At 57.8% G+C, this 16,484-nt stretch carries 12 protein-coding genes and 1 pseudogene; 11 read left to right on the forward strand and 2 right to left on the reverse strand.

Annotated features, from left to right (window positions below; all coding sequences use genetic code 11):
* Positions 1-35 precede the first annotated feature (35 nt).
* From brnQ to ACQG03_RS05235, 5 genes are all read left to right on the forward strand, one after another.
* Positions 36-1,355: a branched-chain amino acid transporter carrier protein BrnQ gene (gene brnQ / locus ACQG03_RS05215; protein WP_003859118.1), complete on the forward strand. Its 1,320-nt coding sequence runs from the start codon at positions 36-38 to the stop codon at positions 1,353-1,355.
* Between the two features lie 80 nt (positions 1,356-1,435).
* Positions 1,436-2,809, forward strand: coding sequence for a proline-specific permease ProY (gene proY / locus ACQG03_RS05220; RefSeq protein ID WP_017383160.1), 1,374 nt, complete (start codon positions 1,436-1,438; stop codon positions 2,807-2,809).
* A 599-nt stretch (positions 2,810-3,408) separates the two neighbouring features.
* Positions 3,409-5,226 (forward strand): maltodextrin glucosidase, encoded by a 1,818-nt coding sequence (gene malZ / locus ACQG03_RS05225; RefSeq protein WP_063163477.1) that lies wholly within the window; start codon positions 3,409-3,411, stop codon positions 5,224-5,226.
* A 90-nt stretch (positions 5,227-5,316) separates the two neighbouring features.
* Positions 5,317-7,926: a DUF2339 domain-containing protein gene (locus ACQG03_RS05230; RefSeq protein ID WP_063163476.1), complete on the forward strand. Its 2,610-nt coding sequence runs from the start codon at positions 5,317-5,319 to the stop codon at positions 7,924-7,926.
* Positions 7,923-9,302: a DUF3999 domain-containing protein gene (locus tag ACQG03_RS05235; protein ID WP_063163475.1), complete on the forward strand. Its 1,380-nt coding sequence runs from the start codon at positions 7,923-7,925 to the stop codon at positions 9,300-9,302. The genes ACQG03_RS05230 and ACQG03_RS05235 overlap by 4 nt, the downstream gene beginning before the upstream one ends.
* 48 nt (positions 9,303-9,350) lie before the next feature.
* Here the strand turns inward: ACQG03_RS05235 and ACQG03_RS05240 are convergent, their stop codons facing one another.
* On the reverse strand, positions 9,351-9,953 hold the full coding sequence (locus ACQG03_RS05240) for a peroxiredoxin C (RefSeq protein ID WP_003859113.1): 603 nt from the start codon (positions 9,951-9,953) through the stop codon (positions 9,351-9,353).
* A 127-nt stretch (positions 9,954-10,080) separates the two neighbouring features.
* Positions 10,081-10,662: an ACP phosphodiesterase gene (gene acpH, locus ACQG03_RS05245; RefSeq protein WP_032624760.1), complete on the reverse strand. Its 582-nt coding sequence runs from the start codon at positions 10,660-10,662 to the stop codon at positions 10,081-10,083.
* Positions 10,663-10,754: 92 nt separating this feature from the next.
* Between acpH and queA the strand changes: the two genes are divergently transcribed.
* The 6 genes and pseudogenes from queA to ACQG03_RS05275 all read left to right on the forward strand — a co-directional run.
* Positions 10,755-11,825 (forward strand): tRNA preQ1(34) S-adenosylmethionine ribosyltransferase-isomerase QueA, encoded by a 1,071-nt coding sequence (gene queA, locus ACQG03_RS05250; protein ID WP_022647221.1) that lies wholly within the window; start codon positions 10,755-10,757, stop codon positions 11,823-11,825.
* A gap of 53 nt (positions 11,826-11,878) precedes the next feature.
* Positions 11,879-13,006: a tRNA guanosine(34) transglycosylase Tgt gene (gene tgt, locus ACQG03_RS05255; protein WP_003859110.1), complete on the forward strand. Its 1,128-nt coding sequence runs from the start codon at positions 11,879-11,881 to the stop codon at positions 13,004-13,006.
* Between the two features lie 22 nt (positions 13,007-13,028).
* Positions 13,029-13,361, forward strand: a complete 333-nt coding sequence (yajC, locus tag ACQG03_RS05260) for a preprotein translocase subunit YajC (RefSeq protein ID WP_003859109.1) — start codon at positions 13,029-13,031, stop codon at positions 13,359-13,361.
* A gap of 27 nt (positions 13,362-13,388) precedes the next feature.
* Complete coding sequence (gene secD, locus ACQG03_RS05265; RefSeq protein ID WP_032621613.1) at positions 13,389-15,236, forward strand: protein translocase subunit SecD; 1,848 nt, start codon at positions 13,389-13,391, stop codon at positions 15,234-15,236.
* Positions 15,237-15,246: 10 nt separating this feature from the next.
* Positions 15,247-16,218: a protein translocase subunit SecF gene (gene secF, locus ACQG03_RS05270; protein ID WP_063163474.1), complete on the forward strand. Its 972-nt coding sequence runs from the start codon at positions 15,247-15,249 to the stop codon at positions 16,216-16,218.
* 70 nt (positions 16,219-16,288) lie between these two features.
* A pseudogene (locus ACQG03_RS05275) lies at positions 16,289-16,399 on the forward strand (DNA-binding transcriptional regulator); the annotation flags it as partial.
* Positions 16,400-16,484: the final 85 nt, after the last annotated feature.

Consider the following 16,484-nt stretch of genomic DNA (forward strand, 5'->3'; position numbering starts at 1 on the left):
GTATTCAACACCACATCCACAGGCAGTAAGGTTTTATGACCCATCACTTGAAATCGCGTGACATTATCGCGCTGGGCTTTATGACATTTGCGCTGTTCGTTGGCGCAGGTAACATCATTTTTCCTCCAATGGTTGGCTTACAGGCGGGTGAACACGTCTGGACGGCTGCGTTTGGCTTCCTGCTTACTGCCGTGGGCCTGCCGGTACTGACCGTTATCGCGCTGGCGAAAGTCGGTGGCGGTGTGGACAGCCTCAGCACCCCGATTGGCAAAGTGGCTGGCGTTCTGCTGGCAACCGTCTGCTATCTGGCCGTTGGCCCGCTGTTCGCGACCCCGCGTACGGCGACCGTCTCCTTTGAAGTGGGTATTGCCCCGCTGACCGGTGACGGCGCGATGCCGCTGTTTATTTACAGCCTCATTTACTTCGCCATCGTGATTCTGGTTTCTCTCTATCCGGGCAAACTGCTGGATACTGTGGGTAACTTCCTGGCACCGCTGAAAATTGTGGCGCTGATTGTGCTGGCGGTTGCGGCCATCGTCTGGCCTGCGGGGCCCATCAGCTCCGCGATGGACGCCTACCAGAACGCGGCGTTCTCAAACGGTTTCGTGAACGGCTATCTGACGATGGATACGCTTGGCGCGATGGTGTTTGGTATCGTTATCGTTAACGCCGCGCGTTCCCGCGGGGTGACCGAAGCGCGTCTGCTGACTCGCTACACCATCTGGGCTGGCCTGATGGCCGGTGTCGGCCTGACGCTGCTGTATCTGGCGCTGTTCCGTCTGGGTTCAGATAGCGCAACGCTGGTCGATCAGAGCGCAAACGGCGCGGCGATCCTGCATGCTTACGTGCAGCACACCTTTGGTGGTGCAGGCAGCATGCTGCTGGCGGCGCTGATTTTCCTGGCCTGTCTGGTGACGGCGGTGGGTCTGACCTGCGCCTGCGCGGAGTTCTTCGCTCAGTATCTGCCGCTTTCTTACCGCACGCTGGTGTTTATCCTCGGCATCTTCTCCATGGCGGTGTCAAACCTCGGTCTGAGCCACCTGATTCAGGTCTCAATTCCGGTGCTGACGGCGATCTATCCGCCATGTATCGTGCTGGTAGTGCTGAGCTTCACCCGTCCGTGGTGGCATAACTCCACGCGAATTATTGCGCCAGCCATGTTTATCAGCCTGATTTTTGGTATCCTTGACGGGATCAAAGCATCAGCATTTGCAGAAATCCTGCCAGCCTGGACACAGCGTCTGCCGCTGTCCGAGCAGGGCCTGGCCTGGCTGATGCCTTCCGTTGTAGCGCTGGTTCTGGCGATTATCTGGGACCGTGCGGCAGGGCGTCAGGTGACATCCAACGCCCATTAATCAACGGCAACAAATTGTTTAACCACGGGGCTTAAGGCCCCGTGGTTTTTTGTTTTTTCGTGTTGAATGGCAAGATTTTAATGGAAAGCACTAACAAACTTAAACGTGGATTGAGCACCCGCCACATCCGCTTTATGGCGCTGGGCTCGGCTATCGGTACCGGTCTTTTTTATGGCTCGGCAGATGCCATCAAAATGGCCGGTCCAAGCGTTCTGCTGGCCTACATCATCGGCGGCGTGGCGGCGTATATCATCATGCGCGCCCTTGGCGAAATGTCGGTTCACAACCCCTCTGCCAGTTCCTTCTCCCGCTACGCGCAGGAAAATTTAGGCCCGCTGGCCGGGTTTATCACCGGCTGGACCTACTGCTTCGAAATCCTGATTGTTGCCATTGCCGATGTGACGGCGTTTGGTATCTATATGGGGGTCTGGTTCCCCGCCGTGCCGCACTGGATCTGGGTGCTGAGCGTGGTGCTGATCATCTGCGCCGTTAACCTGATGAGCGTGAAGGTGTTTGGCGAGCTGGAGTTCTGGTTCTCCTTCTTCAAGGTCGCGACCATTATCATCATGATCCTCGCCGGTTTCGGCATTATCATCTGGGGGATCGGCAACGGTGGACAGCCAACCGGCATTCACAACCTGTGGAGCAACGGCGGCTTCTTTAGCAACGGCTGGCTCGGGATGGTCATGTCGCTCCAGATGGTCATGTTCGCCTATGGCGGTATTGAGATTATCGGCATCACCGCCGGGGAAGCGAAAGATCCGGAGAAGTCTATTCCGCGCGCCATCAACTCGGTGCCGATGCGCATCCTGGTGTTCTACGTGGGCACGCTGTTTGTGATTATGTCCATCTACCCGTGGAACCAGGTGGGCACCAACGGCAGCCCGTTTGTCCTGACTTTCCAGCATATGGGCATTGCGTTTGCCGCCAGCATTCTCAACTTTGTGGTGCTGACCGCCTCGCTGTCGGCCATCAACAGTGACGTGTTCGGCGTGGGCCGTATGCTGCACGGCATGGCGGAGCAGGGCAGTGCGCCGAAGGTGTTTGCCAAAACGTCGCGTCGCGGTACCCCGTGGGTAACGGTGCTGGTCATGACCGTGGCGCTGCTGTTCTCGGTCTACCTGAACTACATTATGCCGGAGAACGTCTTCCTGGTGATTGCGTCGCTGGCGACCTTTGCGACGGTGTGGGTGTGGATCATGATCCTGCTGTCGCAGATTGCGTTCCGTCGCCGCCTGTCACCAGAAGAGGCCAAAGCGCTGAAGTTTAAAGTGCCGGGCGGCGTGCCAACGACCATTGTCGGTCTCATCTTCCTGGTCTTCATCATCGGCCTGATTGGCTACCACCCGGATACCCGCATTTCCCTGTACGTAGGCTTCGCGTGGATCGTCCTGCTGCTGGTGGGCTGGATGTTTAAATGTCGCCGCGATCGTCAGCTGGCGGAAGCACAGTAACATTCTTTTCCCCTCTCCCCGTGGGAGAGGGTTCCCCACAAATTAATGCGAGCACTGAGCAATCCCCTCGCCCCTCCGGGGAGAGGATTAGGGTGAGGGGAACATACGGCGGTGGTGGTCATTCCGTTCACTTTATGTTCCTTGCTACTCTGTAACGACATGACCGGTGAACGTGCCAGGGTGGCTCAGTCGCCACCACCCTGGCGACCCGGGCTCCCGGCGGTAAATCGCCGCTTCGCGGTGCCCTCGGCTTATTCCTTCCGGCTTATCGGGTACGGGCGGAGGCAACGTCCCTGTAAAGCCGCCCTCTCGGCGCATCCCTGCGCCTCGCCCCGGCCGGAAGGCAAACGCCTCAGCGATTTACAGCCGGACCAGGGCATCGCTGACAGCCCTCAGTCATTTAGAAAGCAACTTTATTGCTTCTGCATAAAAAAATTACTGGGGATCCCTTAGCCCCGTGGGAGAGGGTGAGGGTGAGGGCATCAGGCCGCACTGATGCCTCCTCCCCCGTCCTCCTCCCCCAATAAATCCCATCATGGTGAGCTATCCTTAATCACCCTGTGGCAAGGTGACGTCAATTTCATCAAAGGGGATTCGTGATGTTAAACGCCTGGCACCTTCCGGTTGCCCCATTTGTTAAGCAAAACAAAGACAACCTTGTGATTACGCTCTGGCTGGCAGGGGAAAATCAGCCTGAACGTGTGACCCTGCGCGCCGAAGTGGATAACGAAGATACATCGCTGAAAATGCACAAGGTGCGCAGCCAGCCTCAGCCGGGTATTACGGCGTGGCGGGCGAATATCGATTTGCGCAGCGGACAGCCGCGTCGCCGCTACGGCTTCAAGCTGCTGTGGAACAACCGCCAGCTGTGGTTTACCCCGCAGGGCTTCAGCCGTTTCCCTCCGGCCAGGCTGGAGCAGTTTGCCGTGGATCACCCGGATAACGGCCCGCAGTGGGTTAACGATCAGGTCTTTTACCAGATTTTCCCGGACCGCTTTGCGCGCAGTGAAAAGCGCACCGCCGACCAGGACAAGGTTTATTACCATCATGCGGTCGGTCACGACATCATTCTGAAAAAATGGGACGAGCCGCTGACCGCCCAGGCGGGGGGATCGACCTTTTACGGCGGCGATCTCGACGGTATCAGCGAAAAACTGCCGTACCTGAAAAAGCTCGGCGTGACGGCGCTGTACCTGAACCCGGTGTTTAAAGCGCCAAGCGTTCACAAATACGATACGCAGGACTACCGCCACGTTGACGAGCAGTTTGGCGGTGACGAGGCGCTGCTGCGGCTGCGCCACAACACGCAAAAAGAAGGTATGCGCCTGATCCTTGATGGCGTGTTCAATCACAGCGGTGATTCTCATGCGTGGTTCGACCGCCACAATCAGTCGATGGGCGGCGCATGCCATAATCCGGATTCCCCCCAGCGTGACTGGTACAGTTTTGACGAGAATGGCCGCGCCCTGGACTGGCTGGGCTACCCGAGTCTGCCGAAGCTCGATTTCCAGTCGTCAACGCTTGTGAATGAAATCTACGGCGGCGAAGACAGCATCGTGCGCCACTGGCTGAAAGCGCCGTGGAATATGGACGGCTGGCGGCTGGACGTGGTGCATATGCTGGGGGAAGCAGGCGGGGCGCGGAATAACCTTCAGCATGTCGCCGCCATTACCCGGTCGGCAAAAGCGGCCCGGTCGGAAGCATTCGTCTTCGGGGAGCACTTTGGCGACGCGCGTCAGTGGTTGCAGGCAGATGCAGAAGACGCGTCGATGAATTATCGCGGCTTCACCTTCCCGCTGTGGGGGTTCCTCGCTAACACCGATATCTCTTACGATCCGCAGCATATTGACGCCGAAACCTGCATGACGTGGATGGAGAACTATCGCGCTGGCCTGTCTCATCAGCAGCAGCTTCGGATGTTTAACCAGCTCGACAGCCACGATACCGCGCGCTTTAAATCGCTGCTGGGTAAAGATCTGGCGCGTCTGCCGCTGGCGGTGACCTGGCTTTTCACCTGGCCGGGCGTGCCGTGCATCTATTACGGAGATGAAGTGGGGCTGGACGGTAACAACGATCCGTTCTGCCGCAAAACCTTCCCATGGGAGCGTGAAAAACAGGATCAGGATCTGTTCAGCCTGTACCAGCGTATGGCGACGCTGCGCAGGCAGAGTCAGGCCCTGCGTTACGGGGGCTGTCAGGTGATGTACGCCCAAGATAATGTGGTGGTGTTTGTCCGCGTCTACAACCAGCAGCGCGTGCTGGTGGCGATCAACCGGGGTGAGGCGTGTGAAGTGGTGCTGGAAGATTCACCGCTGCTGGCCGGTAAAACGTGGAAGAGCAAAGAGGGGAAAGCGACGTTACAGGAGAACGTGCTCACGCTGCCGGCGATCTCCGCTACGGTCTGGTTCGGCAGCTAAGCGCAGGCAGCATGGTTTTCACCTTTTAGATGGCGCAAATGCAACTATTTGTGTCAATCTTAACGGATCTTTTACGGTGAAGGTGGAAACATGGACGAGCTTTACATCCTTGGCTGTTTGTTCCTGGTTTTTGCGCTGGTCGTGGCCCCCGTGCTTGCGGTGATAGGCTTTAATCGAAGCACGGCGGCGCGGCAGGAGATCGCCCGGCTTCGCCAGCGCATTGAGGCGCTTGAGCAGCACGGTGTAGCTGAGAAAGCGCCGGAGCCGGTGCAGACCGCCGCGCCAGTGGAGACACCAGCGCCGGTGCCAGAGGCCGTTAACGCACCTGTCGATCCCTGGCGTCCCGAACCGCCCGTCACTGAAGCAGAACCTGCGCCTGTCCCGGCGGCAAAACGGCCTTCCGCCTTTGGCGGCATCCTGTCCTCGCTGACGCGCTGGTTTATGCAGGGCAATCCGCTGGCAAAACTGGGGATTGTACTGCTCTTCCTCGGCCTCTCTTTCCTGCTGCGCTATACCGTTGAACATTCACTGTTTCCGCTTGAGCTGCGTCTTGCCGCCACGGCGCTGTTTGCCATGGGTTTGCTGGCCGTTGGATGGCGGCTGCGGCACAGGCAGCGGATCTACGCGCTGATCCTCCAGGGCGGGGCGACCGGCGTGCTTTACCTGACCGTCTTTGGCGCATTCCGGCTGTGGCAGATGCTGCCGATGACGCTGGCGTTTGCGCTGCTGGTGGTGATTTGCGCGGCGAGCGTCGGGCTGGCCGTGCTGCAAAAGGCGCTGAGCCTTGCCATGCTGGCGAGCCTGGGCGGATATCTTGCGCCGCTGCTCCTGTCTACCGGGGGCGGTAGCTTTGTGGCGCTGTTCTCCTTCTATCTTCTGCTCTCCATCGGCATTCTCGTCATCAGCATCTGGCAGCACTGGCGCGAGCTCAACCTGCTCGGGCTGCTCTTCACGTTTGGCGTTGGCGGAGTGTGGGGGCTGAGCGACTACCAGCCTGAAAACTATGTTATCTGTCAGCTGTTCCTGATTGCCAATACGCTTATTTTTGGCGTGTTTAGCGTAGCGCTGTCGCTGCGGGCGCAGGAAAAAGGCAAACAGATTATTGACGGCGTACTGCTGTTTGCCCCGCCGCTGATTGGTTTTGGGATGCAGTACGGCATGACGTCTCACTGGACGTACGGCCCGGCGCTCAGCGCGCTGGGTTATGGTGCGTTTTATCTCTCACTGGCGTTCCTCGCGCTGCGACGTTACCCCTCCATTGGGCGACCACTGATTATGGCGGCGCTGGCGATTGGCGGCGGGTTTGCCACGCTTGCCATTCCGCTGGCGCTTTCGGCGCGCTGGACGGCGATGGCCTGGGCGCTGGAGGGGCTGGGTATCCTCTGGCTGGGCGTGCAACAGCAGCAGCGGCGTATGAGCTATAGCGGGACGGCGCTGCTGGTGCTGGCGCTCGGCAGCGCGATATGGGCGCAGATGGACGGCGTCACCTCCCTGAGCCTGCTGCTTATTTTCGCAGTGCTCAGTCTTTGCTGGCTGGCTGCGGCCTGGCTGTGGCAGAAAATCGTGCTGTCGGGCAGTTGGGCGCTGCTGGTCGGTGGGCTGCTGTTCTGGTTAGTGGCGCAACTGGGTGCGTCGCAACTGATCCTCAAGACAGAATTATCGGTTCTTGCGGGCGTGCTGGCGCTGACGGCGGTGTCGGCCTGGGGATGGCGGCAGGCTGCCGCTCGTCTGGCATGGCGGGAGCTGGATGCCAGCAAATGGCTGCTGTGGCCGGTGATGCTGCTGATGGTGCTTTATCAGGTCTGGCAACAGCAGATCCTGGCAGCCGGCTGGGCAAATCTGGCCTGGGCTATTGCGCTGCCTGCCGCCCTGATGATGCTGCGGCGCGACGAAGATAAACTTCTTCCGCGCATCGCAATGGGGCTGCATCTGTCGCTGTTGTGGATGATTTTACTCGCCATGGCCGCCGAGCTTTACTGGTTTGCCCGCTCCCTGCCATGGGGCATGGCGGCCTGGGGAAGCGGCATTGCGATGGCTGTCGGCGGTGGGGTGATTATGGCACTCTCCGCGGCCGTACGGCGTCGCGGGTGGCCGTTCCGGGTATGGCCTGCGCTCTACGCCTGCCTTGCCGTGATCCCTGTGGTTGTGGCGCTGGTGGTATTGCTGGTCGTGACTAATTTCCAGGACGGGGTAGTCTATCGACAGACCTGGCTGCCGCTGGTGAACCCGCTTGAGGAAGGGGCGGCGTTCGCGCTGCTGGGGCTGGTGGTGTTTTATCGGGCAGTGGATCGCCACTATCCGGCATCGCTTGCTCAGTCCCGACCGTGGCCCGCCGTTGTGCTGATGGCGCTTGGCTTCTGGTGGCTAAACGGCGCGCTGCTGCGCGCGCTGGCGTGGTACGGCGAGGTGGCCTGGAATATGGAGTCGCTGTGGCATTCGCGGCTTATCCAGACCACCTTTGCCCTGTTCTGGATGTTCTGCGCGCTGGTGGTCATGATCCGCGCCACCCGTCAGGCCTCCCGTCAGCAGTGGCTTGGCGGTGCGGTGCTGCTGGGGGTGGTCATGCTCAAACTGATGCTGGTGGACAGCGCGGGCGGTGGCGGCCTGGCGCGTGCTGTCGCGTTTATTGGCGTGGCGATCCTGGTCCTGATTGTGGGCTATTTCTCGCCGCTACCGCCTAAAGCAGGAGAAGAAAAATGAAATGGATGAATGCGGTTGTTTGTGCGGCACTGCTGGCCGTGGCCGGTCCGGCATTCAGCGAGGGCGCGCCGGTGGAATCCCCGCGGGATTATGCCTATGGCCTGTCCCTTGATACCTCTGCCTCTTCGCCGTGGTATCGGGTCATGCTGCCGCTGGCGGTTTATCAGCAGAGCACATCGCCCGATCTGCGCGACGTGCGCGTGTTTAATCAGTCGGGCGAGCCGGTACCGTTCAGCCTGGTTACCACGACGCGTCCGCAGCCGGCACCGACCACCACGGCGCTGCGCCTCTTTGCGCTTAACGCCTCGCCGGGTGGGGAAGAGGGCAGTGGCGATAAAATTATGTTACGTGCCAGAAACGGCGTGGAGATTGTGCTGGAAGGGCAACACGCGGCGGCTGCCGGACAGCACTATCTGCTGACCCTGCCGGAAAACGCGACGGAGGTTCCGCTCTCTAAGCTCCAGCTTTTCTGGGACACGCCGCAGGGCTCGTGGCAGGGGACGGCATCGGTCTATTACAGCGAGGATCTGAAAAACTGGTATACCCTGCGCGAAGAGATGCCCCTGCTGGACGTGATGAGTGGACAGGATCGCCTGAAGCTCGACCGCATCGATACCGATCTGGTGTTATCTCCTGAGGCGAATCGCTATCTGCTGCTGGTGCTGAACACGGGGCGTTCAGCCCTGACGTTAACCGGCGTCAACGCGATTAACGCTCCTGCGCAGCCGGAATCAGAGCACATTAGCCTGGCGGGAGAGGGGGAGCGGCTATCCGATAGCGAAGCCGTGTGGCGCTGGAAACATCCGCAGCCTCTGAGTGCGATCGCCTTCATGCTGAATGGCGACGGCGTTCTCCCGGCAGAAATAGCCTGGCGGGGGGCGGACAAGGATCGGTGGCATACGCTGAAAAAAGAGGTGATCTACCAGCTCGGCGGCAAAACGTCTGAACCTGTTCCGCTCCCGGGCGGGCTGGTCGAGGCGGTAAAAATCAAGACCTACAATGCGCGTTTGCCAGAGAACCTGCCGGGCGTGATCGGGCAACGCGTGCGCTATGATCTTGTGTTCAACGCGCAGGGGAAGGGGCCGTATCTGCTTGCATGGGGGAACGGGGCTGCGAAACCGGCAAGCGTGGAGACGGATATGCTGATCCCGACCGAACTGCGTAAAACCTACGATCTGGCAGCCCTGCCGATGGCGGATACGCTGGAACCTGTTCCGCTGGGCGGCGAGGCGCGTTTAACCGCGACGTCTGCGGCTGAGCAGGAAAGCAGAATGAAAACGCTGATGGTCTGGGGCGTACTGATCGTCGGGGTGATGGTGCTTGCGGGTATGGCATGGCGCATCTGGCGCGAGGTAAAAAAAGACGGCGCAGCATAAGCCATAAAAAAACCCGCGTAGTCGCGGGTTTTTCGTAAACCGTGCCGATTACAGGCTGGATACGTTCTCAGACAGGTATTTAGCTACGCCGTCTGGGGAAGCCGCCATACCTTCTTTACCTTTTTCCCACTGAGCCGGGCACACTTCACCGTGCTCTTCGTGGAACTGGAGCGCGTCAACCATGCGCAGCATTTCGTCGATGTTACGACCCAGCGGCAGATCGTTCACAACCTGGTGACGAACGATGCCGTTCGCGTCGATCAGGAAAGAACCACGCAGCGCAACGCCAGCGTCCGGATGTTCGATACCGTAAGCCTGCTGGATTTCGCGTTTGATGTCCGCAACCATCGCGTATTTCACCGCACCGATGCCGCCGTTTTCGACAGGGGTGTTACGCCATGCGTTGTGTACAAATTCAGAGTCGAAGGAGACGCCAACCACTTCCACGCCACGCTTCTGGAATTCTTCGTAACGTTTGTCGAACGCGATCAGCTCAGACGGGCAAACGAAAGTGAAGTCCATTGGCCAGAAGAACAGAACGGTCGCTTTACCGTTGGTGTGCTGTTTGAAGTTGAAGTTTTCAACGATTTCACCGTTGCCCAGAACGGCGGCAGCTGTAAAATCCGGAGCCGGACGAGTTACCAGAACCATATGATTCTCCTGTAGATACTAAGGTTATTTGGAACGCAACGCGGGCCAGTATAGAGGCAGCGCGGGAATAAGACAAAGAGGTGGTAACAATCGTTCCACCAGCTTTTACCTATCAATCGAACCGGCATCACAGTTCTTTATTTTTCGCCTGCGCCATCATGCGCGGGTAGAACTGCCAGAAGCGCGTTTCCAGCGCGTCATAATGTTCGTCCAGGTCGTGCCAGGAGTCGCGCAGCGCGTCCAGACGCGGTCGACGGCTGGCCATGCCGTTGAGCACGTTCTGAATGAAATCCATCTCGCGGTAACGCTCCAGCCAGCGTTCAGACCACAGATAGTTATTCAGATTCACAAAGCGCGGTGGGGAGTCCGGCAAAATGATCGACACCTGCGCGTGGGCGTAGCGCACAAACTCAGGCAGCGACATATCAGGCGACAGCTGGGACCAGTGGCGCGACAGGAAATGATCCCACATGACGTCGAGCGTGATCGGCGCCACGCGTCGCGTTTCGGGGCGGAACCAGGCTTTGGCTTCCGTCACTTCCGGCAGGTTATCGGTCAGCACGTCGATGCGGCGGTGCATAAAAATCCCGTCGATAACCTCGGGGGAATAATCTTCCGCGGGGTTGCCGCGTACGAAATCGGCCAGCAAATTGCCGGAGAGGGAGCTGTCCGCGAGGTGAGCGAGATGCAGGTGAGCGAGAAAATTCATGCGTTTTATTCGTCCGGTGGCGGCTAGTTGTTGCAGCAAAAGGGTGTGAGCACTAGACTATGCCGCCTGTTTTTAAGTCACGAGTATACGTCATGCGCGTCGCCGATTTCTCCTTTGAACTACCTGAATCCCTGATTGCTCACTACCCCATGCCTGAGCGTAGCAGCTGTCGCTTGCTGTCACTGGACGGGCCAACGGGCGCGCTGACGCACGGTACTTTCACCGATCTGCTCGACAAGCTCAACCCTGGCGATCTGCTGGTCTTTAACAATACCCGCGTGATCCCAGCGCGTCTGTTTGGCCGTAAAGCCAGCGGCGGCAAGATTGAGGTGCTGGTCGAACGTATGCTCGATGATAAACGTATTCTGGCACATATTCGCGCATCCAAAGCGCCGAAGCCGGGCGCTGAACTGCTGCTGGGTGATGACGAGAGCATCAAAGCGACCATGACCGCGCGTCACGACGCGCTGTTCGAGGTGGAGTTTAACGACGAGCGCACGGTGCTTGATATCCTCAACGCCATCGGCCACATGCCGCTGCCGCCGTACATTGAACGCCCGGATGAAGAAGCCGACCGCGAGCTGTATCAGACCGTCTACAGCCAGAAGCCTGGCGCAGTGGCGGCGCCAACGGCGGGCCTGCACTTTGATGAACCGCTGCTGGAAAAGTTGCGCGCCAAGGGTATTGAGATGGCCTTCGTGACGCTGCACGTCGGCGCGGGGACGTTCCAGCCGGTGCGCGTGGACAGCATCGAAGACCACATCATGCACTCTGAGTATGCCGAAGTGCCGCAGGAGGTGGTTGATGCGGTGCTGGCGGCGAAAGCGCGCGGTAGCCGCGTCGTGGCCGTCGGTACAACGTCGGTACGTTCCCTTGAGAGCGCTGCGCAGGCCGCGAAAAAAGAGCTGATTGAGCCCTTCTTTGGCGATACGCAGATCTTTATCTACCCGGGCTATCAGTACAAAGTCATTGATGCGCTGGTGACCAACTTCCATCTGCCTGAATCGACGCTGATTATGCTGGTCTCCGCGTTTGCGGGGTATCAGCATACGATGAACGCCTACAAGTCTGCGGTAGAACAAAAATATCGCTTTTTTAGCTACGGTGACGCGATGTTTATCACGTACAATCCGCAGGCTTTGAATGAGCGTGTCGGGGAATAAGTCCGCGGCACCGTGTTACAACGTTGGACTGTTTTTCTGACGTCGGAGAAAAAATGAAATTTGAACTCGATACCACCGATGGCCGCGCGCGTCGCGGTCGCCTGGTGTTTGATCGCGGCGTGGTAGAAACCCCCGCGTTTATGCCTGTGGGCACGTACGGCACCGTAAAAGGAATGACGCCGGAAGAAGTTGAAGCCACTGGCGCACAGATTATTCTCGGCAACACCTTCCACCTGTGGCTGCGTCCAGGCCAGGAGATCATGAAGCTCCACGGCGACCTGCACGACTTCATGCAGTGGAAAGGCCCCATCCTCACCGACTCCGGCGGTTTCCAGGTCTTCAGCCTGGGCGATATCCGTAAGATCACCGAGCAGGGCGTACACTTCCGTAACCCGATCAACGGCGATCCAATCTTCCTCGATCCGGAAAAGTCTATGGAGATTCAGTACGATCTCGGCTCCGATATCGTGATGATCTTCGACGAATGTACGCCATACCCGGCGGACTGGGACTATGCCAAACGTTCCATGGAGATGTCCCTGCGTTGGGCGAAGCGTAGCCGCGACCGTTTTGACTCCCTGCAAAACAAAAATGCGCTGTTCGGCATTATCCAGGGCAGCGTTTACGAAGATTTACGCGATATCTCGGTTAAAGGTCTGGTAGAGATAGGCTTTGATGGCTACGCTGTCGGCGGTTTGGCTGTGGGTGAGCCGAAGGAAGATATGCACCGTATTCTGGAGCATGTCTGCCCGCAAATCCCGGCGGATAAACCACGATACCTGATGGGTGTGGGTAAACCAGAAGATCTGGTGGAAGGCGTACGTCGCGGCATTGATATGTTCGACTGCGTTATGCCAACCCGAAACGCACGTAACGGTCATCTGTTCGTTACCGATGGCGTGGTGAAAATCCGTAACGCGAAGCATAAGAGTGACACCAGCCCGCTCGATTCCGAGTGCGATTGCTATACCTGTCGCAATTATTCTCGCGCGTATCTGCATCATCTCGATCGTTGCAACGAGATTTTGGGGGCGCGTCTCAATACCATTCATAATCTTCGTTATTATCAGCGCTTAATGGCTGGTTTACGTAAGGCTATCGAAGAGGGTAAATTAGAGAGCTTCGTGACCGATTTCTACCAACGTCAGGGGCGGGATGTTCCACCGTTGAACGTTGATTAATTTTAATAATGAGGGAATTTGAATGAGCTTTTTTATTTCTGATGCGGTAGCAGCAACGGGTGCACCAGCGCAGGGCAGCCCGATGTCTCTGATTCTGATGCTGGTTGTGTTCGGTCTGATCTTCTACTTCATGATCCTGCGTCCACAGCAGAAGCGTACTAAAGAGCACAAAAACCTGATGAACTCCATCGCGAAGGGCGATGAAGTCCTGACCAATGGTGGCCTGGTGGGTCGCGTAACCAAAGTAGCGGAAAACGGCTACATTGCTATCGCCCTGAACGACACCACTGAAGTGGTTATCAAACGTGACTTCGTAGCTGCCGTTCTGCCGAAAGGCACCATGAAGGCGCTGTAATCCCAACTTTTCCCAAAGGGAACTGCCGTGTTAAACCGTTATCCTTTGTGGAAGTACATCATGCTGGTCGTCGTGATTATCGTCGGCCTGCTGTACGCGCTTCCCAACCTGTATGGTGAGGATCCGGCCGTTCAAATCACTGGCGCGCGCGGTGTCGCCGCCAGTGAGCAAACGCTGATCCAGGTCCAGAAAACGTTACAAGAAGAAAAAATTACCGCTAAGTCTGTGGCACTGGAAGAGGGCGCAATTCTTGCTCGCTTCGACACCACCGACACGCAGCTCCGCGCACGTGAAGCGCTGATGGGCGTGCTGGGTGATAAATATGTCGTGGCGCTTAACCTTGCTCCTGCAACCCCACGCTGGCTGGCTGCGCTGAACGCAGAGCCAATGAAACTGGGTCTTGACCTGCGTGGCGGCGTTCACTTCCTGATGGAAGTGGATATGGATACCGCGCTCGGCAAGCTACAGGAACAGAATATCGACAGCCTGCGCAGCGATCTGCGCGATAAAGGCATTCCGTACACCACCGTACGTAAAGAAGATAACTACGGCATGAGCATCACGTTCCGCGACAGCGCGGCACGCGATCAGGCTGTGACCTATCTGTCTCAACGTCACCGCGATCTGGTGATCACCTCTCAGGGCAGCAACCAGCTGCGTGCGGTAATGACCGACGCGCGTCTGAGTGAAGCACGTGAGTACGCCGTTCAGCAGAACATTAACATTCTGCGTAACCGTGTAAACCAGCTGGGCGTGGCTGAGCCACTGGTACAGCGTCAGGGTGCTGACCGTATCGTGGTCGAACTGCCAGGTATCCAGGATACCGCCCGTGCGAAAGAGATTCTGGGCGCGACGGCGACTCTGGAGTTCCGTCTGGTTAACGCCAACGTTGACCAGGCTGCTGCGGCTTCAGGCCGTGTGCCGGGCGATTCCGAAGTGAAACAGACCCGCGAAGGCCAGCCGGTTGTGCTGTACAAACGCGTGATCCTGACCGGTGACCATATCACCGACTCCACTTCAAGCCAGGATGAGTACAACCAGCCGCAGGTTAACATCTCGCTGGACAGCGCAGGTGGCAACATCATGTCTAACTTCACCAAGGACAACATCGGCAAGCCGATGGCGACCCTGTTCGTGGAGTACAAAGACAGCGGTAAGAAAGACGCCAATGGCCGTGCCGTGCTGGTGAAAGAGGAAGAGGTGATTAACATCGCCAACATCCAGTCTCGTCTGGGTAACAGCTTCCGTATTACCGGTATCAGCAACCCGAACGAAGCGCGTCAGCTCTCTCTGCTGCTGCGTGCCGGTGCGCTGATTGCGCCAATTCAGATTGTTGAAGAGCGTACCATCGGTCCAACCCTGGGTATGCAGAACATCAAGCAGGGTCTGGAAGCGTGTCTGGCCGGTCTGGCGGTGTCCATCATCTTCATGATCTTCTTCTATAAGAAGTTCGGCCTGATTGCGACCTCCGCGCTGATTGCCAACCTGGTGCTGATCATCGGTATCATGTCCCTGCTGCCGGGGGCGACGCTAACCATGCCGGGTATCGCGGGTATCGTTCTAACCCTTGCGGTGGCGGTCGACGCCAACGTACTGATAAACGAACGTATTAAAGAAGAGCTGAGCAACGGTCGTTCTGTACAGCAGGCGATTGAAGAAGGCTACAAAGGGGCGTTCAGCTCCATCTTCGATGCGAACGTAACAACACTGATTAAGGTTCTTATCCTGTATGCAGTGGGTACTGGCGCGATCAAAGGCTTTGCGATTACTACCGGTATCGGTGTCGCAACGTCGATGTTTACCGCTATTGTCGGCACCCGTGCCATCGTGAACCTGCTGTACGGCGGCAAGCGCGTCAAAAAGCTGTCTATCTGAGGAGTGCGTTGTGGCACAGGAATATACTGTTGAACAATTGAACCACGGCCGTAAAGTCTGGGACTTTATGCGCTGGGACTACTGGGCCTTCGGCATTTCAGGTTTTCTGCTGATCTTGTCCATCGTCATTATGGGCGTGAAAGGCTTTAACTGGGGTCTGGATTTCACCGGTGGTACGGTGATCGAAATTACCCTGGAAAAACCGGTCGATATGGACCAGATGCGTGAGTCTCTGCAAAAAGCGGGCTTTGAAGAGCCGCTGCTACAGAACTTCGGCAGCAGCCGCGACATCATGGTGCGTATGCCGCCGGTACACGATGCCAACGGCAGCCAGGAGCTGGGCAGCAAGGTCGTTCAGGTTATTAACGAAACGACCAGCCAGGATGCAGCGGTTAAGCGTATTGAGTTTGTCGGCCCGAGCGTTGGTGCTGACCTGGCACAGACCGGTGCGATGGCGCTGCTGGTGGCGCTGATCTCGATTCTGATTTACGTCGGTTTCCGCTTTGAGTGGCGACTGGCGGCAGGCGTGGTTATCGCTCTGGCGCACGACGTGGTGATCACCATGGGCATACTGTCTCTTTTCCACATTGAGATTGACCTGACGATTGTGGCATCCCTGATGTCCGTTATCGGTTACTCACTGAACGACAGTATCGTGGTATCTGACCGTATTCGTGAAAACTTCCGTAAGATCCGTCGCGGCACGCCGTACGAAATCTTTAACGTGTCGTTGACCCAGACGCTGCACCGTACGTTGATCACCTCCGGCACCACCCTGATGGTGATCCTGATGCTGTTCCTGTTCGGTGGCCCGGTGCTGGAAGGCTTCTCGCTGACCATGCTGATCGGTGTGTCAATCGGTACGGCCTCGTCTATCTACGTCGCGTCCGCGCTGGCGCTGAAGCTGGGCATGAAGCGCGAGCATCTGATCCAGCAGAAAGTCGAGAAAGAAGGGGCGGATCAGCCGTCCATTCTGCCGTAAGAGTCTTATGCGGTATCGAAATCCCGGCCTGCTGGCCGGGATTTTTTTTGTCTACTCCTGACAGTATGCATACCGCTGCTTCCGGCTCGACAGGTGCCTCAATATTGTGCAGACGGAGAGACGCTTTAGCGAAAGTGCGGACAGAGCTCTGGCAGATTTTTTGCGGAAGGTGAAGCAGTAAAAAGCCGGGTGGCGGCTACGCCTTACCCGGCCTACATTCGGATCGTAGGCCCGGCAAGCGCAGCGCCACCGGGCGAAGTCCGCAC

Origin of the sequence: Enterobacter cloacae complex sp. 342H5, from assembly GCF_050030905.1 — a bacterium.
GTDB classification, from domain to species: Bacteria; Pseudomonadota; Gammaproteobacteria; order Enterobacterales; family Enterobacteriaceae; genus Enterobacter; species Enterobacter intestinihominis.